Genomic DNA, 20,817 nt, shown 5'->3' with positions numbered 1-20,817 from the left:
TATACGGGTGCGGCGCCGAATCCTCGCCCCCGGTTCGCGGCAACCTTCAGCGATCGAGTCACGCGGGCGCGGCGAACTGCCCGGCGTCGCCCTTGCCGACCCGGATCACCGTCGGCGGCTCCGCGATCATGTCCACCACGGTGGTGGCGTCGAGCCCGCAGAAGCCGCCGTCGATGATCAGATCCACCTGCTTGTCCAGCACCTCACGCATCTCCTCGGGGTCCGTCAGCGGGTGCTCGTCGCCGGGCAGGATCAGAGTGGTGCTCAGGATCGGCTGGTTGAGTTCACTCAATAGGGCGCGACAGATCTCGTTGTCCGGGACACGGATACCGATCGCCTTACGCTTGGGGTGGAGCATCCGCCGCGGGACCTGTTTGGTGGCCTCGTGGATGAAGGTATAGGGCCCCGGCGTCAGCGATTTCAACAGCCTGAAGGCCTGGTTGTCGATCTTGGCGTAGGTGGTGATCTCCGACAGGTCCCGACACACCAGGGTGAAATTGTGCTTGTCGTCCAAGGCGCGGATGCGCCGGATGCGCTCCATGGCGTCCTTCTCCCCGAGTTGGCACCCCAAGGCGTAAGAGGAGTCCGTCGGATAGACGATGATGCCCCCCGCGAGCAGGATCTCGACGCAACGGCGCACCAGGCGCGGTTGAGGGTTGACTGGATGGATCTGAAAAAATTGCGCCATGACTACGTCGATCGATGAAAATTAACCTGGAGTGACCGGACCTTGCCGCCGATCCCTCAAGCAACCGCCGCCCGCACCGGGTCACCGGCCGCCGCGGGCAACAACCGGGCGGCGGCGGGCCAGTCATGCCAGATGGGCGTACAGCCGTCCGGCAGGGCCGCCAGCCGGCCCAGGTCGATCCAGGGTTGGGTGGACAGGGTCAATTGGGGGCCGTGGAAGTCGGAACCGGCGGACGCCAGGAGCCGCTGCTCACGCGCGTGACGGGCATAGGTAAAGGCCTCGTCCCGGGCGTGGCTGCCGCACACCACCTCCAGACCGACGCCCCCCAGTTCCCGAAAGCGGCCGATGAGGTGCAGCAACTTGGTCCGCGTGAGCTTGTAGCGCGCCGGGTGGGCGATCACCGCCTGACCGCCGCTGTCACGGATCCAGCCCACCGCCTGCTCCAGGCTCGCCCAGTCGCCGGGGACATACCCGGGCTTACCGGTTACCAGAAAGTGTTTGAAGACATCGCGCTCGGTGACCGCGACCCGCCGCTGCACCAGCAAGCGCGCGAAATGGGTGCGCCCGATCAGCAGACCATTGGACAGGGCGCGCGCTCCGGCATAGGCCCCCTCGATCCCCGTCTTGGCCAGGCGCCGCCCCATCTCCTCGGCCCGCCAGCCGCGAAACGCCAGGAGCCCCGCGAGCCCCAGGGTCAACCCCGGATGGGTGTGGTCCACGCCGAGCCCGACCACATGGATGGTGCGCCCGGCCCAGGTGACCGAGATCTCGACCCCGGGGACGAACCCCAGCCCCAGCTCGGCGGCGGCCTGCGCCGCCTCAACCAGCCCCGCGGTCGTGTCGTGGTCGGTCAGGGCCAGCAGCCCGACACCCGCCGCCGCCGCCCGGCGCACCAGGACCGCCGGGGCCAGGGTACCGTCCGAGGCCGTGGAATGCGTGTGCAGATCGGGGATCTTGTTCATCCCGCCCATTCTACACGTCCACCCGCGGCCGCACCCGATAGCGCAGCCGCCGCGGATCTGCGATCCTCGCGCCACCTCGCACCACCCGCTCCCCGTCCGCAATGTCCAGCAACCCCAAGACCTCGACCAAGCCCCAACTCCAGCCCCTGCATGTCGCCGGTGAGTTCTGGCTGGACTGCAACGATGTGGCCTTCCTGGGCGAGCAGCGCATCGCACTCCTGGAGCAGATCGACGCGCGCGGCTCCATCACCCAGGCGGCCAAGGCGCTCAAGATCAGTTACAAGGCGGCCTGGGACGCGGTGGATGCGCTCAACAACCTGGCCCCGGCGCCGCTGGTGGCGACCGCCGCCGGCGGGCGCGGCGGCGGCGGCGCCCGCCTCACCGACGAGGGCCGGCGCCTGATCGCCGCCTACCGCACCATCGCCGCCGAGTACCGGCGTTTCCTGGACGGGATCAACGCCGCCATGGGCGACCCCGGCGCGGCGCTGGACCTGCTGCGGCGCCTCGCCATGCGCACCAGCGCGCGCAACCAGTTCATCGGGCGCATCGTCGCGGTCACCGCCCGCACCGTGGACGCCGAGGTGCTGATCGAGATCCAGGGCGGGCAGCGGATCTGCGCCGGGGTGACCAACGAGAGCGTCGAGTCCTTGAACCTGCGCCCGGGGCGGACCGTCTGGGCCCTGGTCAAGGCCGTCGCAGTCGGCATCGCCCGGGAACCGGACCCGGCGGCCAGCCCCGGCACCAATTGCCTCTGCGGCCTGGTCCAGCGTATCACCCGCGGGGACGGGCCCGCGGAGGTCGTCATCGCGCAGCCCACGGGCGTGACGGTCCGGGGGGTCATCGCCGCCGAAGCGCTGGAACGCCTGGGGCTCGCGCAAGAGGCCCCGGCCTGCGCCGTTTTTGCCGCCGCCAGCGTCATCATCGGCGTCGATCATTGAGGCGCCCACAGGCCGCGCCGCCAAGCCCACCAAGGCGCTATCGGTTCCTCTGGTTGCGGACAGATCCTTCTTCCCGGGCCAAACCGCCCGCCGCGACCGCAGTCCCGGTCCCGCAGTCGCGCGCGCCGCACCATATCGGCCGCACCATGCCGGCCGCCCCACGCCAACCTCGTCGGCAACCCGACGGAGGCCCCCCGCAATGTCGGTTTTGCCCCAAAGCGTTATTTACAGAATATAACGACGATTTCTAACTATATATTATAAATGATATTTATTTATTTTCTCTTAGTGGTATGTGTTATGCTTATGGAATAACGATCGTTCAACCTCAAGCAGCCTACCGATGCCTCCGATAACAGACCCGGCCTCCGATAGCATCCGCCCCCGGGCTCGCCTCGTCCGCCGCCTGGGCGCCGCGGGGCTCCTGTGCCTGCTCCCGCTGTGGGGGCTGCACCCGGGTCCGGTCCAGGCTCGCGAGGTGGTGGACATGGCTGGCCGCGCCGTCAAGGTCCCGGACCAGATCACCCGCCCCTTCGGTGCCGCCCCGCCGCTGACCGCCCTGCTCTACGCCCTGGCCCCCGATCTGATCATCGGCCTGAACATCCCCTTCGCGCCGGGGTCGGCCGCCTATCTGCGGCCGGGTCTGAGCGAACTGCCGGTGCTGGGCAGCGCCATGGGCCACGGTCGCCAGATCAATCCGGAGGCCCTGCTGGCGCTGCACCCGGACCTGGCGCTGGCGTGGCAGAACGACTTCTCGGACCTGGACCCGGCCGGCATCGAGGGACCCTTCCGCAAGATCGCCGTCCCGGTCTTCTATCTGAAGCTCGACACCCTGGACGACTGGCCCGCCGCATTCGAGTTGGCCGGCCGGCTCCTGGGACGGGAGGCGCGCGCCGCCGAACTGGCGGGCTACATCCGCGCGGCGCAGGCGCGGGTGGCCGCGGCGGTCTCCGCCATCCCGGCGGCGCAGCGCGTGCGGGTCTACTACGCCGAGGGGCCGGACGGCCTGCGCACGGACTGCGACAGTTCATTCCACACCGAGGTCATCGCGCTGGCCGGGGCCCAGAACGTCTATCACTGCACCGCCAAGACCATGGTCGGGCAGGAACCGGTCGGGCTCGAACAGGTCCTGCTCTGGGCCCCCCAGGCGCTGCTGGTCCAAGACCTCCGGTTCGCGGCAACCGTCGGTCAGGACCCCCGCTGGGCCGCGGTACCGGCACTCGCCGCCGGCCTGGTGCTGCCCATCCCCGGCCAGCCACTCAACTGGGTGGACCGGCCGCCCTCCTTCATGCGGGCGCTCGGCATCCAGTGGCTCGCCCACGCACTCTACCCCGAGCGCTTCCCACTGGACCTGGCGGCCGAGACCCGGCGCTTTTATCAGCTTTTCTTTGGCGTCGAGCTGACCGCCGGGCAGGTCGCGGCCCTGATCGGCGTCGTACCCGCCAAGGCCGCCCCGTGACCCGGCGCGCGACGCCGCCAGCGCGGCCAGGACACCGGCCGGCGACCAGGGGTCCCGCAGCCCAGCACGGGGGGGTGGCGGTCCTCGCCCAGCCGGGCCGCGCGGGTCTGCACCGTCCCACCGCGGGGCGGCACCCGCTCGCCTGGCTGCTGGCGCTGGCCCTGCTGCTGCCGGCCGCGCTGTTCCTGGCCCTGACCTACGGGCGCTTTCCGCTGGCCGCAAGCGAGATCGCCGGGGCCCTGTTGGGGTTCGCCGACCCGGGCGCGGACCCCGGGCGCACCGCCCTCCTGCACAGCCTGGTGTGGGAGATCCGGCTGCCGCGGGTGCTGGGCGCGGCCTTGATCGGGGCCGCCCTGGCCGCGTCCGGGACCGCCTACCAGGCGGTGTTCGTCAATCCGCTGGTCTCCCCGGGGGTCCTGGGCGTGCTGGCCGGGGCCAGTTGCGGCGCCGCCCTGGGGCTGCTGGCGGCCCAGGGGTGGTGGCTGGTGCAGGTGCTGGCGATCGGCGGGGGGCTCGCGGCGGTGCTGGTCGCGGTGGGGATCGGGCGCCTCTTCGGCCCCGCGTCGCTGGTCATGCTGGTGCTCGGCGGGATCTTCTCGGGCGCCCTGTTCGCGGCCCTGCTGTCACTGATCAAATACCTGGCCGATCCCTACGAGCAGTTGCCGGCCATCGTCTACTGGCTGATGGGCAGCCTGGGCCAGGTCGATGCGGCGACCCTGGCCCGGCTGGCCCCGCCCATGCTGGCGGGCATCCTCGGCCTGACCCTGCTGGGGCGCGCCCTGGACGCCCTGGCGATGGGCGACGATGCGGCCCACTCCCTGGGCGTGCCGGTGCGCGCGGTGCGCGCAACCGTCATCGGCTGTGCGACCGTCGCCTCCGCGCTCACCGTCGCCATCGCCGGCATGATCGGCTGGGTGGGGCTCCTGGTACCGCACCTGGCGCGCCTCCTGGTGGGGCCGCTCAACCGTTATCTGGTGCCGACCAGCGCCCTGCTGGGGGCGGTCTTCCTGCTGGCGGCCGACGCCCTGGCGCGCGGCCTGGCGGACACCGAACTGCCCATCGGGGTGGTGACCGAGCTGATCGGCCTGCCGGTCTTCCTGCTGGTGCTGCGCAACGTGCGGCGGGGCTGGGCGCCATGAAGGGCGCGGCGGTGCTGGAGGCGCGGGACCTGCACTTCGGCTATCCCGGGGCGGGCGCGGCGGTACTGGCCGGGGTCAGCCTCGCCCTCCGCCCAGGGGAGGTCGTCGCGCTGCTCGGGGCCAACGGCAGCGGCAAGAGCACCTTGTTGCGCCTGCTGCTGGGGCTGCTGCGCCCCGGCCGCGGCACCCTGTGCCTGGAGGGTCGCCCCTGGGCGGCCTGGCGCCGCCGGGAGCGGGCGCGCCGGGTTGCCTATGTCCCCCAGATCCATCAGGTGCCCTTTCCCTATCTGGTCCGCGACCTGGTGGCGCTGGGCCGCATCCCGCAGCGCGGACTCCTGCGCACCCTGGGGGCGGACGACCGGGACGCGGTGGCGCGCGCCCTGGAGCGGCTGCACATCACCCACCTGGCCGAGCGCCCCTATCACGAGCTGTCCGGCGGCGAGCGCCAGTTGTGCCTGATCGCCCGCGCCCTGGTGCAGGAGGCCCAGGTCATCGTCATGGACGAGCCGGTCACCGGGCTCGATTACGGCCACCAGTGGCGCCTGCTGGCACTGATCCGGGAACTCGCCGCCGCGGGCCGGGCGGTGATCATGTCCACCCACTACCCCGATCACGCGCTCAACGCCGCGAATCGGGTGCTGCTGCTGCACGCCGGGCGGCTGGCGGCGGACGGCCCACCCGAGGCGGTGGTGACCCCCGCCAATCTGCTCCTGCTCACCGGACTCGCGGTCAGCGCGCACCGCATCCCCGGCGGCCCCCTGGCCCTGGTCCCGGAGCTGGTAACGACCTGGCGTGCTGCGCATGGCTGAACCCGCGGACCAGGTGCCTGACGGGTCCGCGCCCCCCCACGCCGGGTGGTCGACCCGGTCGCGGGCCGACACGCGGCCGGGGTCAAGCCCGGTGCTGCTCGCCTTGGTCATCGTCGCCCATGGCGCGGCGGGGCTGGCCTTGGTGGGGCAACTGGAGACGCCGCCCGCGCCGCTCCCGGTCGCCTTGGTCGAGGTCCAATGGCTCCCGGCCGAAACGGCGGCCGCCGCACCGGCACCGGCCGCGCTGCCCGCCCCAACCCCGGCGGTCGCCCCGCCGGAGCCGGCACCGGTGGCGCCACCGCCGGCCGCACCGGACCCGGTGCCGGTGGAGGCGCCGCGGGCCGCGCCGCGGCCGGCACCGCTCCTCGTGAGCAGGCCCAAGACCCAGCGGCCGGTCAGACCGGCCCCACCCAAGGCCGTCAAGCCCCCGGCGCCCAGACCCCAGCCGCCGGTCCAGCGGCCGCCGCACGAACCACCGCCACCCGGGCCACGCACCGCGGACCCTGGCCCCCGCGCGCCGACCGCGACCACCGGGGCGGGCCCCAGGGCCGCCCCGCCCGCCCGCCCCCCCGCCGCTAAACCAGCGGCCGGCCCGGCGAGCCCACCCGGTTTCAACGCCGCCTATCTGCACAACCCGGCGCCCGCCTACCCGGAGGAGGCACGGCGCCGCGGCGAGGAGGGCCGCGTGCTGCTGCGCGTGCAGGTGAGCCCCGCGGGCCTGCCCGAGCGGGTCCAGGTCCAGTCCGGCAGCGGCTCGCGCACGCTGGACCGCGTGGCCCTGGCGGCCGTGCAACGCTGGCGCTTCGTCCCGGCCCGGCGCGGCGGGGTGGCGGTCGCCGGCACCGTGCTGGTGCCCCTGTCCTTTTCATTGCGGAGATGACCGTGAACGACCCTCTACCCACCTTGGGCCTGGCCCATTTCCTTACCCAGGCCAATCCCCTGGCCCTGGCGGTGCTTGGCCTGCTGCTGATCCTGTCGGTCGCCTCCTGGTACCAGATCCTCGCCAAGACCTGGCAAGGCTTACGGCGTTATCGCCGCTCCCAGGCCTTCCTGGCCCGACTCCGGGACCTGCCGGAAGGCGCCCCCACGGCCGCGGCACTGGCGGCCGCGGCCCCGACCGAACCCTTCGCCCGCCTGGCCCTGACCGGACTGCGCGCCCGGGCGCGGGCGCTGCCCGCGCCTGGGCAGAGCGTCCCCGAGGCACCCATCGTCCGCGCCCTGGCCCTGGGCATCGCCCACGAGGGCACCCGGCTGGAGTCTGGTCTGACGCTGCTCGCCTCGGTGGCCGCGACCGCCCCCTTCATCGGCCTGTTCGGCACCGTGGGGGGCATCTACCAGGCCCTGCTCGGTCTCGGCCAACCGGGGCACGGCAGCCTGGAGCAGGTGGCCGGCCCGGTCGGCGAGGCCCTGATCATGACCGGGCTCGGGCTCGCGGTCGCGATCCCGGCGGTACTCGCCTACAACGCCTTCAACCGCGCCAACCGGGTCTTGATCGACCGACTGGAGGGCTTCGCCCAAGACCTCTTGAGCGTCCTCGTGACCGACCGCCGTGACGGCGAGGCACCCGCGACCCTCGCCGACAGCGGGGAGGCACGCCCATGAGTTTCGGCGACAGCCCCTTCGGTCAGGCGCCGCGCCCCCTGGCCGAGATCAACATGATCCCGCTCATCGACGTGATGCTGGTGCTGCTGATCGTCTTCATGATCACGGCCCCGCTGCTCACCCATCGCGTGGGGCTGGAGTTGCCCCAGGCCGACAGCACCCCGCGACCCCCGGTCACGGACGCCATCCGCCTCACGATCCAGGCCGACGGCGCCCTGTTCTGGAACGCCGCCCCGCTGACCGAAGCCGAACTGGCCGAGCGCATGACCGCGGCGGCCACCGGCGTTACCGTCCCCGAGTTGCACCTCCAGGCCGACCGCCGGGTGCCCTATGGGCAGGTCGCCGCCGTCATCGCACTCGCCGCGCGCTCCGGGCTGACCCATATCGGGTTCGTCACCGAGCCCCGGCCGCTGCCTTAGGAGACTTTGTCCGCAAATGAACGCGAATAAGAGAAAAATCTGACGGCCTAGCGCCGCTCACCCGGACGGGGTGCGGCACCGCCTCACCGCTCGCCCATTGGATGGCGTCGCTTGCGTCCGCGCAGGTCGATTGCCTGTTCGACCATTACTGCCTTTCGTTATATACCCAAGGAGATAGCGCTTGTCCACTCACCTGACCAATCACCGCTCCCCCTGGCCGCTGGCGCTCGCCGCCCTGCCCGCCGCCCTCGGCCTGGCCCCGCCCGCGCCGGGCGAGGAGGCGACCAAGCTCGCCACCGTCGAGGTCAGCGCCGCCGCCCCGCAGGGCGCCGCCGTCACCCTGCCCAGCCCGACCACCACCACCTATGAGGTGGACCCCGAGGGCATCCGGCTCTGGGGCGGCGACGGCGCCACCAACCCCTATCGCGCCGTCAGTGGCATGCCCTCGGTCAATGCCCAGACCCCCGACGCCTATGGCCTGACCAACCTGCCGGGGGGCGTCAAAGGGATGCGCGTGCGCGGGGAGCTGAGCACCCACGGCGGTACCGGCACCGTCGAGGGACTCGCACTCTCGGGGATCGGCCCCGGACCCGGTTATCAGTGGCTCTTCGATGCCGAGAACTATGCCTCGGTGTCCCTGGCCCAAGGGCCCATAGCCCCGGACCGGCTCAGCTTCTATACCACCACCGGGGCGCTGAACACCGAACTGCTCTGGCCCCAAGCGACCCCCGGGCTCCAACTATCCCAGACCCTGGGTTCCTTCAGCCTCGATCGCACCTTCGCGCGGCTCGACTCCGGGCGCCTGCCGGACGGAACCGCGATCTTCGTCTCCGGCTCCCGCACCAGCGCGTCCAAGTGGCGCGGTCCGGGAGATTCTCCGGGGGAGCGGACCAACCTGGAGGCGGCCCTGTCCAGGCCGCTGGGGGAGCGCGGCAACTTCAAGGTCTATGCCGCCTACAACGACATGCAGCAGGATAACTACCGGGCCCTGACCTATGCCCAGGCGCGGGACCTCGGCAAGTACCGCTTCTTCGACTATAGCGACACCTCCAGCGCCAAACCGGCCGAGGCGGTGAACTATTACGGCTACAACCGCCAGGATTTCAGGGACTGGACCATCCTCTCAGAGTTGTCCTGGCGCCTGGGCGAGGTGTCCCAAGTCGTCTTCAAGCCCTTTTATGTCAGGGAAGAAGGCTACTATCTGGACGGCCAGGCGACGGGCAAGGTTCGCCAATGGCTGATCGACCACGACTGGTACGGCATGACGCTGGAATTCGTCACCCGCTTGGCCGAGACGGATCTCAAGATCGGCTATTGGTGGGAGTCACTGGACCCGCCCGGCCCGCCGACGGCCTGGAAGATGTATACCCCCAACGCGGCCGGCACCCTGGGGGGACCGGTCACCTGGTCTATCCTGTCCAAGGTCGCGGACCGGCGCCAGTACAACAGCGCCTATGCCATGGCGGACCGCCGCTTTGGTGCACTCCAGGTCCAAGGGGGGCTGCGCTATGTCCAGGACACCCAGCCGGGGATCGACTTCTACGACACCACGGGGATCGGGAATGTCTCCTATGATCAGGCCCTGGCCCAGTCGAAGGGGGTGATCCCCGGGCGCAGCGTCACGCCGCTCACCCTGAGGGAGGCACTACCCTTCCTGGCGCTTGGCTATGAGATCAACCCCCGGGTGTCGCTCAAGGCCAGTCTGGGGCGCAACTACGGCGCGCCCGGCTTCGATGTCTGGCCGGTCTATCAAACGAGCTATCCCGTGTTCAAGGCCATGGGCATCACCGCCAACCAACTCTGGCAGGCAATGAAACCCGAAACCTCCAATGCCCTGGACCTGGGCCTGCGCATCAACCTGGAACGTGGCTGGATCGCCCCGACCCTCTATGTCGCGCGCTATTTCAACAAGAGCGTCGCCTATGACGCGGACGGGACCGGACCGCTGGTTGCCTATTCACAGAACGTCGGGCAGACCCGCGCCTGGGGCGCCCAGCTCGCGGGCAACTGGTCGCCCATGGCCGGTCTGGACATTTTCGGCTCGCTGTCCTGGGACCACAATGAATTCGTCGATGACCTGCCCTTACTGCGCGGCGGCGTGCTCGCAGTGGCCGGGACCCAGGTGCCGGACGTGCCCCGGTGGTCGGGCAATCTGGGGGCCACCTGGACCCGCAACGGCTTCTCGGTCTCCCCGGTGGTGCGCTACCTGAGTTCGCGCTACGGCGATACGGCCCATACGCAGCAGGTCGGCGGCTACACCACGATGGACCTGGCCCTGAGCTATCAGCACCGCCTCCCCCGCGGCAGGCTCACCGCGAGCCTGAGCTTCAACAACCTGTTCGATGCCGAATACATCGGCTTCATCAACGCGAGCTATTACCAGCTCCTGAGCGACGCCAACACCATCTATTACCCGGGGGCCCCGAGGTCCATCGTGGCACAACTCACCTTGACCTTCTGACCTTCGATTTCGAGGCGCGCATGCCGCGGTGATTGGCCGCCATGTGGCCTTTGGGGTACTAGTGCTCAGCGCCCCCAGTGCCCGGCACCGGCACCGTCCGCCCGGCACTCGGGGAACGCGGCCCCGCCCACAGCAGGGTGTGCAGTTCATAGAGCCCGTCCCGGTGGGAGACCAGGGCGCGCTTTTCGTTCGCCTTCAGGGTGTGGGCGCCGTCGTCCTGGAGTTGGAAGATCAGGCCCTCCAGATAGTGCCGGCGGCGGCGGTTGGGTGTCTCGTCCGGCAGCAGGGAGGCGTGCAGCGCATAGGCGCAGGGGTCGACCACGGCCCGATACCACAGGTCGCCGCCGGTGGCCGACTCGCAGGTGGGCGCTTCGGCCGCCGCCAGATTCTCGTCGAGCAGTTGCAGCACCCGCGGCTGGGCCGTTTCTTCCGGGGTCAGGAAGATGCCGAGACGCCGGGCGAACTGACCGAGCCAGACACGGCTGGTGAGCATCGACACCGGGATCGAGAGGGCCAGGCCCGCGAGGACGGGGGTGAACCACCAGAAAAAGGACGGGACATAGCGGTAGGTGAGGAAGCCGACCACCGCGGCGATCAGGGTATGGGACAGATGGGTGGCGAAGGCCTCCGCGAACCCGGTCTGGTGGTCGCCGCGCTGCTGGGCCGGCCAGCCGACGTTCTGGCGCAGCAGGATGGCCGCCACGAACTTGCTCTGGAACAGCATCAAGACCGGGGCCAGCAGCACCGAAAACAGGCTCTCCAGCAGCACGCTGAGCGAGGCCCGTAGCAGACCGCCGAACTGCGACCGCAGGCCGCGCTTGGCGGCCAGCAGGACCAGGGCGAGGATCTTGGGCAGGAAGAGCATGGCTAGCGTCACCCACAGGACCGTGGTCATCTCCACCGTGAAGGTCTCGGGCCAGACCGGCAAAAAGTTGTCGCCGAAGAAATAGACGGGTTCCACCCGGCTCTGGAACCAGGCGGCGACGCCGGTCACCACGAGAAAGATCAGCCACAGGGGCGAGGCCATGTAGGACATTACGCCCATGACGAAGTGGATCCGGCTCAGCGGCTTGAAGCCCCGCGCGAAGATCAGGCGGCTGTGCTGGAGATTGCCCTGACACCAGCGCCGATCGCGCTTGGCGTAATCGATCAGGGTGGGCGGGATCTCCTCATAGCTCCCACCCAGGTCGTAGGCCAGCCAGACCCGCCAGCCGGCGCGGCGCAGCAGGGCCGCCTCCACGAAATCGTGGCTCAGGATCTCCCCGCCGAAGGGCTCGCGGCCCGGCAGCTTGGGCAGCCCACAGTGTTCGGCGAAGGGCGCGACCCGGATGATGGCATTGTGACCCCAGAAGTTGCTGGTGCCGAGTTGCCAATAGGACAGCCCCGCGGTGAACATGCGCCCGTACAGGCTGCCGGCGAACTGGATCATGCGGGCAAAGAAGGAGGCGCGGTTGACCGGCACCGGCGGCACCTGGATCAGGGCGACACAGGGGTTACGCTCCATGCGCGCCACCATCTCGACCAAGGTCTCGCCGGACATGATGCTGTCGGCGTCGAGGATGATCATATAGCGGTAGCGCCCGCCCCAGTTGCGGCAGAAGTCGGCGATATTGCCGCTCTTGCGGCTCGTGTTCTCGACCCGGTTGCGGTAGAAGAGACGCGCCGGCGCGCCGAGTTCCGCGGCCCAGCGGCGCCACAGCAGTTCCTCCTGCACCCAGATGTCGGGGTCGCGGGTGTCGCTTACCACGAAGACCTCGAACCCCTCATGCGCGCCGGTCTCCACCAGTGACTGCCAGACCGCCCGCAGCCCGGCGAAGACCCGCACCGGGTCCTCGTTGTAGACCGGCATCACCAACGCGGTCTTGAACGGACCGGTCGGTGCGTCCGGCATGGAGCCGCGGGTGTCCGCAGTAGCGATAGCGTAATGGTCACGCCCGGTCAGGAGCATGGCGAAGCCGATGGTCGCGGTCCAGAAGGAGGCGCTGATCCACAGGGTGAGGATCGCATAGAGACCGAGCATGACCAACTCGAAGGCCTGGGTGCCGTTGTCCTGGAAGGCGACGCTCAACAGGCTCAGCGCGCCCAGCGTCGTCAGCAGCACCAGCGAGAAAAAGATGGTACGGCGGAAGTGGTGACCGGGCACGCCGATCCGGGATTGACTGGTCATCGCGGGGGTCCCTGGTGCGGATCGGCGGCGGCATCACCCGGCAGCAGGCCGATCAGGCGCCGCAGGCCGGCGGCAATCGCCCGGCCGACGCGACGCCAGAAGAGTTCTATCGTGTTCGGCACCATGGTCAGGGGCGCGTCCGCGGGCAGCGCCTGGACGCCGGCCGCGCGGATCGCGGCGGCACAGGACTCTTCGGAGACCCCGGCAAAGCGCGCCGCCCAGCCCGGCACCGCGCCGCTCAGGACGGCCGCACGCGCGGTAAACAGGGCGTCGCGATCACCCACGATGCCCAACTCGGCGCTCAACCAACGGTCGAGCAGGGCATAGGTCACCTCGATGGCGGCCTCCACCGGGTCTTCCAGCTTGGCCCGACCGACACGCGCCTCGAAACGCTCGCGGATGCGCAACCCGAGCCGCTCCAGGTGCACCGGGTCGGTGACACCCAGGGCGCGCAGATAGTCGGCTACCCGTCCGGCGACCTGCTCCCAGGGCGCCGCGGGCTGGCCGGACTCCTCCACGGGGGCCGCGTCGGCGATCTGCCCCATGGCGGCCGTCGCCGCCGCTATTCCCGATTCCATTGGAAGCTCCAGGTCTCGCTCAGCACGTCATCACCCTTCTTCAGGTAGGCGCGCAGGTCCACGGGACCGTCGCCGTCGGGGCTCAGTTCAAAGAACAGCCGCCAACCCCGGGCCTCCGGGTTGGGCTGAACCACCGGCTTGGACAGGATACCGACGGAGGTCGTGACCACGGCCTCGACCGGGGTATCGGCCGGCAGACCGGCCAGGGTCGGGCCGATGAAGTCGACCACGAATTTGCGCTTGTTGGAATCCAGCGTGCTGGTGCCGCCGGCGCCGATGCGCGTGGACAGGGTGCGCCCGCCGGTCAGTTTCGCCTCCGGATCGGCCGCGAGGCGCAGGCGGTAGTTGTACTCGAAGGGCTTGCTGGTCGAGGGCATACGCTCCGGCACCCAGAAGGCCGCGATGTTGTCATAACGCTCGGAGTCGCTCGGGATCTGGACCAACTCCACCATCCCCTTGCCCCAGTCACCGTCGGGCTCCACCAACGCACTCGGGCGCTTCTCGTAGCGGGCCTCCAGGTCCTGGTAGTTCGCAAAGTCGCGGTCGCGCTGCAGCAGTCCGAAGGCGCGGGGGTTGTCGGCATGGAAGTCGCTGATCCGCAGGCCCTTGGAATTGACCAAGGGGCGCCAGATGCGCTCCCCGCTGCCGGTCTCTACGAACAAGCCGTCGGAGTCGTGGACCTCGGGGCGGAAGTCGTCCATGAAGCGGTCGGTATCCTCGGCGTGAAAGAACATACTGGTCAGCGGGGCCAGCCCGAGCTTCTTCACCCGTTCCCGGAAGAACAACTGGGCCTTCACATCAATGACCGTCTCCAGCCCCGGGGTGATCAGGAACCGATAGGCCCCGGCGACGCTCGCACTGTCCAGCAAGGCATAGATGGTGATCGAGGTGGCGTCGCGGTCCGGTTTCTCCAGCCAGAACTCACGAAAGATCGGGAATTCCTCCTTGCTTGCGAGCCCGGTGTCGATGGCGAGCCCCCGGGCGCTGATCCCGTAGTTGAGTCCCTGGGGCACAGCGCGGAAATAGCTCGCCCCCAGGAAGACCGCCAGCTCGTCGAAGACATCGTCGCGATTGAGCGGGTAGAGCAGGCGCACCCCGGCGAAACCGAGATCCTCGGGGACTTCGGACAGGACCTCCGACAGGTCTTTTTCATTTTCCTTATTGCCGTATTTGTACAGGCTGCTCTTGAAGGGCACCGCGACGGCCTTGCCGTTCTCGATCAGGTTGATCGTCACCCGGTCCTTGAACAGCCCGCCACGCGGGAAGAGTTCGACCTGGAACGGGAGGGACTCGGCCCGCCAGATGGACTGATCGCGTTTGAAGCGCAGATCGCGGTATTGATCGTAGTTCAGGTCGGCGAAGAAGGCGGGCAGCGCGGGCTGATCCGGCTGGTAGGGCCCCGCCGCCAGGTCACCGGCACGGCGCACCACGGAGGCGAAGGTGAAGTGGCCGGGCACCCCCTGGTCGGAACCGCGGGCCGCGGGGCCAGCCGCGGCCAGGCCCCAGGCCCCTGCCGTAAGCGCCGCAACGGTGAGCGCCAGGGCCGCACCAAGGGGGAGGAATCCGCAACGTCTCGGGATCATGGTAGAGAATTACCTGCTGTTCAGGGTCGCGCAGAGAAAAGAACCGGGGGCGGACGGTCGCGACCCGGGAGAGGGCACGGACAGCGCCGCGACACCCGGCCGCAAAGCCCCGCCAAAACGCGGATTGTATGGCAGCGGGCAGGGGGCGCGCACGGTTCTTCATCGATACTTTGAAAAATCGCCGGACGACGCCCCGCCGGACGGACCGCAACAGGGGCCGAAAAGACTGGTTGTGGACGGACACTCGGGGTAAGCTGAACGTCGATCGAGTCGCCGCGGCCTCCCCCGCAACCCCCAGACCAGCAATCACAATGCCCTCGGATGCGCCCCCCATGCCCCCGCCCCCCCGGGACGGACCGACGACCGCCGTCGGGACGGGCGAGCGCGTGCACGCTGCGGGCAGCGCCGCCGCGGCGGCCGCCAGCAGCGAGTCGCGCTTGAAGGTGCTGCTGCAGAGCGCTCCGGTGGGCATCTTCATGCTGGTGGACCGGGTGTTCGTGGAGGTGAACGACCGCCTGTGTGAACTGACCGGTTACCCGCGCGAGTCGCTGCTGGGCCAATCAACGCGCCTGGTCTTCACCTCCGAGGCGGAGTTCCTGCGCATCGGTCAGGAGGTCTATGCGACGCTCGCCCGGGACGGCAGTATTGAACTTGAGTTTCGCCTGCGCCGCCGCGACGGCCAGATCATCGACACCCTGCTGACCTGCGCCGCCGTGGAGCGGACCGACCTCTCCCAGGGCGTGGTGTCGACGCTGCGCGACGTCACGGCGGCCCGACGCGACCAGGCGCTGATGCAGGCGCGCCTCGCCCTCACCACGGGCCCGGCCAGCGCCGATCTGGAGACGCTGCTGGCGACCGCGCTGGCCACCGCCGAGCGCATGACCGACAGTCGCGCCGCGTTCTTCCATTTCATCGACACCGACCAGGAAAACCTGTCCCTCCAGGCCTGGTCCACCCAGACCCTGGCGCAAGGGTGCCAGGTCACCGACCTGCGCCGACACTATCCGCTGAGTCAGGCGGGCGTCTGGGCGGACTGTGCCCGGCAGGACGCCCCGGTCGTACACAACGATTACGCTGCCCTGCCCCACCGCAAGGGCACACCCGAGGGGCATGTCGCCCTGACCCGGGAACTGACCGTCCCGGTCAAGCGCAGCGGGCGCCTGGTCGCCATTATGGGCGTCGGCAACAAGCCCGCGGACTACACGCCGGCGGACCAGTCGATGGTCACGGCGATCGCCGCCATGATCGTGGACCGGGTGGAGTCCCTGCGCGCCGACGCGGCCCTGCGGCAGACCAACGCCCGACTCCTGGAGGCCCAGCGCCTGGCCCGACTGGGGGACTGGCACTATGACATCGCCGCCGCTAAGCTCCAGTGGTCACCCCAGGTAACCGTCAACCTGGGGCTCGACCCGAGCACAGAATCCCCGGACCTGGCGTCCGTCGCCGCCCTCATCGACCCCGACCACCGCACGCTGTTCGAGACCGACATCGCCCGCGCCCTGACCGACGGCACCCCCTTCGAGCACGAGGTGAAGGTCCTGCGCCCGGATGGCGCACCCTGCTATATCCACGCCCGCGGTCATGTCGAGCGCGACCCAGCGGGTCGGCCGAGCATCCTGTCCGGGACCCTGCAGGACGTGACCGACATCCGGCAGACCGAGGAGCGCCTGCGCCAGGCCGCCCGGGTCTTCGAGAGTACCAGCGAGGGCGTCATCATCACCGACGCGCAGGCGCGCATCCTGGCTGTCAATCAGGCCTTCACCCGGATCACGGGCTACGCCGAGTCGGAGATCCTGGGCCAGACCCCGCGCGTGCTGCGTTCCGGACGCCACGACCAGGGTTTCTACGCGCAACTCTGGCAGTCGCTGAGCGCGACCGGACAATGGCAGGGAGAGATCTGGAATCGCCGCAAGAACCTGGAGATTTTCCCCGAGTGGCTGACCATCAGCGCGGTGTCTGACCATAGCGGCCAGACCACCCACTATGTGGCCGTCTTCAGCGACATCAGCCAGCTCAAGCGCTCCCAGGAGCGCCTGGACTTCCTCGCCCACCACGACGCCCTGACCCGGCTGCCCAACCGCGTGCTGCTCCAGGACCGCCTGGCCCACGCCATCCGCCGTGCCCGCCGCGATGCGGGGCGCCTGGCGCTCCTGTTCGTCGACCTGGACGGCTTCAAGGAAGTCAACGACACCCTGGGCCATGGAGTCGGTGATCGCGTGCTGGAGGTGGTGGCCGAGCGGCTCGGAGAGCGCCTGCGCGCCGCCGACACCCTGGCCAGGCACGGCGGAGACGAGTTCCTGATCCTCTTGGACGGCGAGACCGATGCCATCGGCGCCGCGACCGCGGCCGACGCCTGTCTGAGCGTGTTGGCCGAGACCATCCCTATCGATAACCACGCGATCCATATCTCCGCGAGCATCGGCATCGCGCTGCACCCGACCGACGGGGCCGACGCCGAGACCCTGCTGCAGAGCGCTGACCTGGCCATGTACCGGGCCAAGGAACGGGGGCGCGGCCAGTACCAGTTCCACGCCCCGGAGATGACCGCCGCCATCCAGGAGCAGCACGCACTGGAGACCGCGCTGCGCGGCGCCCTGGCCCGCGACGAACTGCGGGTGCACTACCAGCCCCAGGTGGTTCTGGCCGACGGCCGCCTGTGCGGGATCGAGGCCCTGGCGCGCTGGACCCACCCGGAACTGGGCAGCATCGCGCCGGCACGCTTCATCCCCATCGCCGAGCGGATCGGTCTGGTCAGCGAGATCGGCGATTGGGTCCTGGCCCAGGCGTGCGCGCAATTGGCCGCCTGGCGGGCGGCCGGGCTCGCGATCCCCACGATCGCCGTCAACGTCTCGATCCAGCAGCTCGAACGGGCCACCCTGTTACCGGCCGTGCGCGCGGTCCTGGAGGAAACCGGGATTGCCCCCGGCGACCTGGAACTGGAGGTCACCGAGTCGGTCATCATGGGTGACAACCCGCGCGTCATCACCGCCTTGAGCGATCTGCGCGCCCTGGGCGTGCGCCTGGTGGTCGACGACTTCGGCACCGGCTCCAGCGCGCTCGGCCGTCTCAACCGCGTCCCCATCGACCGGCTCAAGGTCCACGGCTCCTTCGTGCGCGAGCTCGGCCGCGGCCCCCGCGACAAGGCGATCATCCGCGCCATCATCGGCCTGGGCCGCGACCTGGGGCTTGAAGTCATGGCCCTGGGCGTCGAGCGCGAGGTCCAGTCCAACGTCCTGCGGGCCGTCGACTGCCGCTACGCCCAGGGTTATCTGTTCGGCCCGCCGCTGGACGCCGAGTCGCTGGGGGTGCATTTGCTTCACTGGCCGATCGCCACGCGTTAGCCCGCGGTGCGAGCGCCGTTGTCGTTGTCGTTGTCGTTGTCGTAATCGAGGCTATCGTAAAGCTCCGGATTCGGCCTTGATCGCATTTTCCGGCCACTGGGAGCGCCGCACCCCAGTGCGGCGCGGCCTATCCGCAGAACGCAACGCTAGGCTCGCTCGCGAGACCGCGCCGCACTGGGGTGCGACGCTCCCAGCGTCCGAGGGTTACGCGCGTGCGCTCGCCGCTGCGGCTTCGCCGGGGTTACGATCAAGGCCCCGGATTCTCTCGCACCCCAAAGTGCATCGCTTCTCCAATTGCGACAACGATTACGACCACGATTACGACAACGACAACGACAACGACAACGATTGTGTTCAGCCGCAGTCCAGGGCTCAATCATCTATGGCATCTATGACGACCAACAGCACCACCGCAACCGAAGACGCGGCACCCGATGCGGACGCCGTCCCGGAGCTCGAACTCGCGGATGCGGATATCCTGGATGCGATGCGTCACATCCCGGGCTATCTCGACATCACCACGGCCGATTTCCGCATCATCTACCACCTGGCGCACGCCCACGCCGTCGCACGCCTGTTCCACGGGCTCACCGCCGGCCGGCTGATGCGCACGGGCATCACCGGGCTGCCGCCCGCCACCCCGCTGGGGGCGGCGGCGCGGTCCTTCGTCGAGCAAGGGGTCAAGACCTTGCCGGTCATCGACCCGGACGGCCGCGTGTTGGGGGTCCTGACGGAAACCGACGTGCTGCGCCAACTCGGCGCCGCCAGCTTTCTCGAACTGCTGCTGCAACTGCTCGATGGTGACGGCACCCTCGGGGACCGCGGTCAGGACACGGCGACCAGCGCCATGATGACCACCCCGGCCGTCACGGTCACGGAGCACGCCGGGCTGCGCGAGATCATGACCGCCTTCCGCCGCCACGCGGGCCGCGGGATGCCCGTGGTCGATGCCCAGGGGCGCTGCAGCGGCCTTTTGCTGCGCAAGGATTTTCTCACCGCCTGTCACCTGGACGAGTCACAGTGAGTCTCGCATCGGTGGTGGCGGACTACCTGCGCAAGATGGGCGGGACGACCCCCGGCGGCCCGCCGCGGGTGGGCCGGGAGGAAGTCATCTGGTCCTGGATCGGGGCCTTCATCGGCATCGGGGCCGTCGGCTGGCTCGATCAGCACTTCCTCACCGGGACCGACCTGACGCTCATGCTCGGCTCACTCGGCGCCTCGGCGGTGCTCCTCTTCGGCACCCCGCGCAGCCCGCTCGCCCAGCCCCGCAACCTGATCGGCGGCCACGCCCTGTCGGCCCTGGTGGGCGTGGCCAGTTGGCAACTCCTGCAGGCCGAGCCCTGGCTGGCCCAGGCCGTCGCGGTGGCAACGGCCATCGCCCTGATGCACCTGACCAGGACCCTGCATCCGCCGGGCGGGGCCACCGCCTTGATCGCCGTGATCGGCTCCGCGCAGATCCACGCCCTCGGGTTTCTCTATGTGCTCATACCGGCCACCCTCGGGCCGCTGATCCTGCTGGTGGTCGCCCTGGTGGTCAACAACATACCGCGGACGCGGCGTTATCCGGAATTTTGGTACTAGGACCTTGACCAAGACCAAGCTCGATCATCGTTCCGGCACGCAGCGGTCGGGCCGAAGACCGGACCCGCAGAGTTGGCTCCGCGCCGGTAGGGTCCGCTGCGCGGACCAGCGAACAGGCCGGACAGGCCGACCAGCACCAGTCCGACACCAGCCCCGCGGGTCGTAAGCACGCGACGCCGAAGGAACTTCCGCCGCCCCGGCTTCAAGCATCGGCGGATCGTCTCTCCGGTATCCGCCTTACGCGCTAGCTTGGCTAAGCGATCGTCCCCGCCCGCCGCCTCTGGGTACTCGCTGGCCGGCACCCGCCCGAGCTATAAGATTGAGGGGCCTTTATCATCGGTCAGGCCTGCCTATATCCGGCCGATAGCGCGCTACGGCAGGCATCCGCACGCAAGACCAAGACCAGCAGCATAATGCAGCCTAAAGCGGCGCGCGCGGCCTTGATCGTAAATCCGCCCAGCCCACCCCCTCGTGACACCGCTCTAGCGGTGTCACGCATGTGTTGGGCGCTCTGCGCCCCGAGGCCGGCGGGCGCAGTTATGACCAAGGCCGGCGCGCGCCACTGATGAACTGGCGCATTAGCACGAAGCCTGTGGCGCGCGATCGCTGTTGAGGCGTATGTTATGCGTCTGCTTCGGCATTTTGTTCTGGAAAAAAAGTCCCGCGGCGTTGGGCTGCGGTAATTATGTAGCTAGAAACAATTGGCGCTAACGCCTTAACATCTACAGCAAACTCTCTCCATGAGGATAAGAGTGAACCGTTTAGCTCATCAGTTACCCACTTTAGGGCTTCGTTTTCCGTAATGGCGCCATACTCTTGAATGGCATACACTTTCAGCAAAGCTATATCCTTCAAATAATTTTCTTTTAAGGCAGGAAATTCCTCACTAGAAATATCGAACCTGAAGTCTTCCAGACGCACATCAATGCTCTCCGAAAGATCGCTGGCTAGAGAAAGTAGAAGCCGGTAATTGTCGCTCTTAGTGCCGCACTGTTGAACGTACCGCCGAACTAGCGAGGAGCTAATGACGCTTTTGATCGGATTTCTGGATGACAGGAAAGCCTGTATGTAAGCCCACTTCTTTCCCATT

General features: G+C 68.9%; 17 protein-coding genes. 11 read left to right on the top strand and 6 right to left on the bottom strand.

Annotation, left to right across the window (positions count from 1 at the left end):
• Positions 1-58: 58 nt before the first annotated feature.
• Both THSYN_RS13065 and THSYN_RS13060 read right to left on the bottom strand, forming a co-directional pair.
• A complete protein-coding gene (locus tag THSYN_RS13065; protein WP_100919537.1) occupies positions 59-688 on the bottom strand; it encodes an L-threonylcarbamoyladenylate synthase in 630 nt (209 codons plus the stop codon).
• Positions 689-744: 56 nt separating this feature from the next.
• Complete coding sequence (locus THSYN_RS13060) at positions 745-1,650, bottom strand: PHP domain-containing protein (protein WP_100922410.1); 906 nt, start codon at positions 1,648-1,650, stop codon at positions 745-747.
• A gap of 101 nt (positions 1,651-1,751) precedes the next feature.
• Here THSYN_RS13060 and THSYN_RS13055 point away from each other — a divergent pair, with 101 nt between their 5' ends.
• From THSYN_RS13055 to THSYN_RS13015, 8 genes are all read left to right on the top strand, one after another.
• Entirely contained in the window at positions 1,752-2,588 is an 837-nt protein-coding gene (locus tag THSYN_RS13055) for a TOBE domain-containing protein (protein WP_100919536.1), read from the top strand.
• 343 nt (positions 2,589-2,931) lie between these two features.
• Positions 2,932-4,047 (top strand): ABC transporter substrate-binding protein, encoded by a 1,116-nt coding sequence (locus tag THSYN_RS13050; protein ID WP_157817642.1) that lies wholly within the window; start codon positions 2,932-2,934, stop codon positions 4,045-4,047.
• Between the two features lie 74 nt (positions 4,048-4,121).
• Positions 4,122-5,186: a FecCD family ABC transporter permease gene (locus tag THSYN_RS13045; RefSeq protein ID WP_216644751.1), complete on the top strand. Its 1,065-nt coding sequence runs from the start codon at positions 4,122-4,124 to the stop codon at positions 5,184-5,186.
• Positions 5,183-5,995, top strand: a complete 813-nt coding sequence (locus THSYN_RS13040; protein ID WP_100919534.1) for an ABC transporter ATP-binding protein — start codon at positions 5,183-5,185, stop codon at positions 5,993-5,995. Before THSYN_RS13045 ends, THSYN_RS13040 begins: the two co-directional genes overlap by 4 nt.
• Positions 5,988-6,875, top strand: coding sequence for an energy transducer TonB (locus THSYN_RS13030; protein WP_157817641.1), 888 nt, complete (start codon positions 5,988-5,990; stop codon positions 6,873-6,875). Before THSYN_RS13040 ends, THSYN_RS13030 begins: the two co-directional genes overlap by 8 nt.
• 2 nt (positions 6,876-6,877) lie before the next feature.
• Positions 6,878-7,597, top strand: a complete 720-nt coding sequence (locus THSYN_RS13025) for a MotA/TolQ/ExbB proton channel family protein (RefSeq protein WP_216644750.1) — start codon at positions 6,878-6,880, stop codon at positions 7,595-7,597.
• Positions 7,594-8,016, top strand: a complete 423-nt coding sequence (locus THSYN_RS13020) for an ExbD/TolR family protein (protein WP_100919530.1) — start codon at positions 7,594-7,596, stop codon at positions 8,014-8,016. The genes THSYN_RS13025 and THSYN_RS13020 overlap by 4 nt, the downstream gene beginning before the upstream one ends.
• A gap of 181 nt (positions 8,017-8,197) precedes the next feature.
• Positions 8,198-10,477, top strand: a complete 2,280-nt coding sequence (locus THSYN_RS13015) for a TonB-dependent receptor (RefSeq protein WP_100919529.1) — start codon at positions 8,198-8,200, stop codon at positions 10,475-10,477.
• Positions 10,478-10,535: 58 nt separating this feature from the next.
• Here THSYN_RS13015 and mdoH read toward each other — a convergent pair whose 3' ends face one another.
• The 3 genes from mdoH to THSYN_RS13000 are packed head-to-tail and all read right to left on the bottom strand — an operon-like array spanning position 10,536 to position 14,805.
• Positions 10,536-12,644 carry a glucans biosynthesis glucosyltransferase MdoH gene (mdoH, locus tag THSYN_RS13010; protein ID WP_100919528.1) on the bottom strand — a complete coding sequence of 703 codons (2,109 nt, stop codon included), beginning with the start codon at positions 12,642-12,644 and terminating at the stop codon, positions 10,536-10,538.
• On the bottom strand, positions 12,641-13,222 hold the full coding sequence (locus THSYN_RS13005) for a hypothetical protein (protein ID WP_157817640.1): 582 nt from the start codon (positions 13,220-13,222) through the stop codon (positions 12,641-12,643). The genes mdoH and THSYN_RS13005 overlap by 4 nt, the downstream gene beginning before the upstream one ends.
• Positions 13,207-14,805 carry an OpgD/OpgG family glucan biosynthesis protein gene (locus tag THSYN_RS13000; RefSeq protein ID WP_100919526.1) on the bottom strand — a complete coding sequence of 533 codons (1,599 nt, stop codon included), beginning with the start codon at positions 14,803-14,805 and terminating at the stop codon, positions 13,207-13,209. Before THSYN_RS13000 ends, THSYN_RS13005 begins: the two co-directional genes overlap by 16 nt.
• 332 nt (positions 14,806-15,137) lie before the next feature.
• Between THSYN_RS13000 and THSYN_RS12995 the strand changes: the two genes are divergently transcribed.
• The 3 genes from THSYN_RS12995 to THSYN_RS12985 all read left to right on the top strand — a co-directional run bounded on the left by THSYN_RS12995 (position 15,138) and on the right by THSYN_RS12985 (position 19,727).
• On the top strand, positions 15,138-18,146 hold the full coding sequence (locus tag THSYN_RS12995; protein WP_172965273.1) for a bifunctional diguanylate cyclase/phosphodiesterase: 3,009 nt from the start codon (positions 15,138-15,140) through the stop codon (positions 18,144-18,146).
• Positions 18,147-18,528: 382 nt separating this feature from the next.
• On the top strand, positions 18,529-19,170 hold the full coding sequence (locus THSYN_RS12990) for a CBS domain-containing protein (RefSeq protein ID WP_236848883.1): 642 nt from the start codon (positions 18,529-18,531) through the stop codon (positions 19,168-19,170).
• Entirely contained in the window at positions 19,167-19,727 is a 561-nt protein-coding gene (locus THSYN_RS12985; protein WP_236848882.1) for an HPP family protein, read from the top strand. The genes THSYN_RS12990 and THSYN_RS12985 overlap by 4 nt, the downstream gene beginning before the upstream one ends.
• A gap of 621 nt (positions 19,728-20,348) precedes the next feature.
• Here THSYN_RS12985 and THSYN_RS33815 read toward each other — a convergent pair.
• Positions 20,349-20,648 (bottom strand): hypothetical protein, encoded by a 300-nt coding sequence (locus tag THSYN_RS33815; RefSeq protein ID WP_157817639.1) that lies wholly within the window; start codon positions 20,646-20,648, stop codon positions 20,349-20,351.
• Positions 20,649-20,817: the final 169 nt, after the last annotated feature.

Source organism: Candidatus Thiodictyon syntrophicum (assembly GCF_002813775.1).
Lineage (GTDB): Bacteria > Pseudomonadota > Gammaproteobacteria > Chromatiales > Chromatiaceae > Thiodictyon > Thiodictyon syntrophicum.
The sequence above is the reverse complement of the archived record's forward strand: the minus strand, read 5'-3'. Positions and strand labels throughout refer to the sequence as shown.

Excerpts from the sequence above, each read along its gene's own strand:
- THSYN_RS13060 (WP_100922410.1), bottom strand. The coding sequence starts at position 1,650 with ATGAACAAGATCCCCGATCTGCACACGCATTCCACGGCCTCGGACGGT.
- THSYN_RS13005 (WP_157817640.1), bottom strand. The coding sequence starts at position 13,222 with ATGGAATCGGGAATAGCGGCGGCGACGGCCGCCATGGGGCAGATCGCC.
- THSYN_RS12995 (WP_172965273.1), top strand. The coding sequence starts at position 15,138 with ATGCCCCCGCCCCCCCGGGACGGACCGACGACCGCCGTCGGGACGGGC.
- THSYN_RS12990 (WP_236848883.1), top strand. The coding sequence starts at position 18,529 with ATGGCATCTATGACGACCAACAGCACCACCGCAACCGAAGACGCGGCA.
- THSYN_RS13055 (WP_100919536.1), top strand. The coding sequence starts at position 1,752 with ATGTCCAGCAACCCCAAGACCTCGACCAAGCCCCAACTCCAGCCCCTG.
- THSYN_RS13040 (WP_100919534.1), top strand. The coding sequence starts at position 5,183 with ATGAAGGGCGCGGCGGTGCTGGAGGCGCGGGACCTGCACTTCGGCTAT.
- THSYN_RS13030 (WP_157817641.1), top strand. The coding sequence starts at position 5,988 with ATGGCTGAACCCGCGGACCAGGTGCCTGACGGGTCCGCGCCCCCCCAC.
- THSYN_RS13000 (WP_100919526.1), bottom strand. The coding sequence starts at position 14,805 with ATGATCCCGAGACGTTGCGGATTCCTCCCCCTTGGTGCGGCCCTGGCG.
- mdoH (WP_100919528.1), bottom strand. The coding sequence starts at position 12,644 with ATGACCAGTCAATCCCGGATCGGCGTGCCCGGTCACCACTTCCGCCGT.
- THSYN_RS13050 (WP_157817642.1), top strand. The coding sequence starts at position 2,932 with ATGCCTCCGATAACAGACCCGGCCTCCGATAGCATCCGCCCCCGGGCT.
- THSYN_RS13065 (WP_100919537.1), bottom strand. The coding sequence starts at position 688 with ATGGCGCAATTTTTTCAGATCCATCCAGTCAACCCTCAACCGCGCCTG.
- THSYN_RS13020 (WP_100919530.1), top strand. The coding sequence starts at position 7,594 with ATGAGTTTCGGCGACAGCCCCTTCGGTCAGGCGCCGCGCCCCCTGGCC.